This is a genomic window from Nocardia spongicola (genome assembly GCF_047200775.1).
Taxonomy (GTDB): domain Bacteria; phylum Actinomycetota; class Actinomycetes; order Mycobacteriales; family Mycobacteriaceae; genus Nocardia.
In genome coordinates, this window is record NZ_JBJZOO010000041.1 from 1 (window position 1) to 1,481 (window position 1,481).

1 protein-coding gene is annotated in these 1,481 nt (G+C 65.6%); it reads left to right on the plus strand.

What is annotated here, in order from left to right; genetic code table 11:
• Positions 1 to 1,481: acyltransferase domain-containing protein (locus ACL02S_RS24080; protein ID WP_412804779.1), on the plus strand; the 1,481-nt coding region annotated here is incomplete at both ends.

The following is a 1,481-nucleotide window of genomic DNA, read 5'->3' on the forward strand; positions in this document are numbered from 1 at the left end:
CGGATTATTGGAAGCCGAGGGCGCTTTCGCCGCCGAAGCCGCCCGCATCGACACCGAGTTCCAGAAGATCGCAGGCTGGTCGATCATCGAAGAACTCTTGCGCCCCGAAGACCGATCCCGCGCCACCTCCACCGTCGTCGCCCAAGCAGGCAACTTCCTGGTACAGGTCGCCCTCTGCGCCGAACTCGCCGAACTCGATATCCGCCCCGCCACCGTCGTCGGCCACAGCGCCGGCGAAGTCGCCGCCGCCTACATCGCCGGAGCACTCTCCCTCCACGACGCACTCCTGGCCAGCCACCACCGCGCCCGACTCCAAGCCACCACCGCGGGCACCGGCGGCATGCTCGCGATCGGCCTGCCCGCCGACACCGTCCGCGAACTCATCGCCGAAGACCAACTGGTCGATATCGCCGCGATCAACAGCCCCACCGCAGTCACCCTCGCCGGCAACGAAACCCGCCTCGACGAAATCGCCGCACCCCTCATCGAAGACGGCGTCTTCGCCAAACGCCTCCAGGTGGAAGCGCCGTATCACAGCCACCTCATGGACCCCATCCTCGACGAACTCCGCAATGTCCTGACCGAACTACAACCGACCACCCCACACATCCCGCTGTACTCCACCGTCACCGGCACCCGAGTCACCGGCCCGGACTGGGGTGCCGACTACTGGTGCGACAACACCCGTCACACCGTCCGCTTCGCCGACACCATCCGCGAACTCATCCGCGCGGGCCACCGCGTCTTCCTCGAAATCGGCCCGCATCCCGTCCTCGGCGCCAACATCCGCGAAATCCTACGCGCGGCAGGCGAAACCGGCACCACCATCGGCACCCTCAACCGCAAACAACACGACACCGACAGCATCCGCAAAATCCTCGCCGACCTCTACGCCGCCGGGGTACTCGACATCGAGGGAATGTTCGCCGACCTCCCCACCCCCACACCACACCTCGACCTCCCCACCTACCCCTGGCAGAAAACCCACCTCCGCACCGAAATACCACTCAACCAACTCCACCTCTACGGCACCCCGGACAGCTACACCACACTGGGCGACCAAGATCCCGAAGACAGCCTGCGCTGGCAACTGGAATTGAACATGCAGGTGCTGCCGTGGCTGGCCGACCACCGGGTGGAGGGCACCCGACTGATGCCAGCCACCGGATACCTGGACGCGGCCTTGAGCGCCGTACTGGCACGCACCGAATCCACCCAGGCCGGGGTGGCGGATGTCCGGTTCGTGACACCCCTGGCCATCGAAGACGGGCAAATGCCACTCATGCGCTTCGAACTGGAGGAATCGACCCATCGCTTCACCATCCGCTCCCGGAAAACGGCCGGCACCGCATGGACGGTCAACGCCACCGGCCGACTGATCGAAGGCGCCTACGACCAGATCAAAGCCGAGGTCCCACCCACCTACACCATGACCGAGATCGACCCGGCCACCTTCTACACCACCCTGGCCACAATCGGGC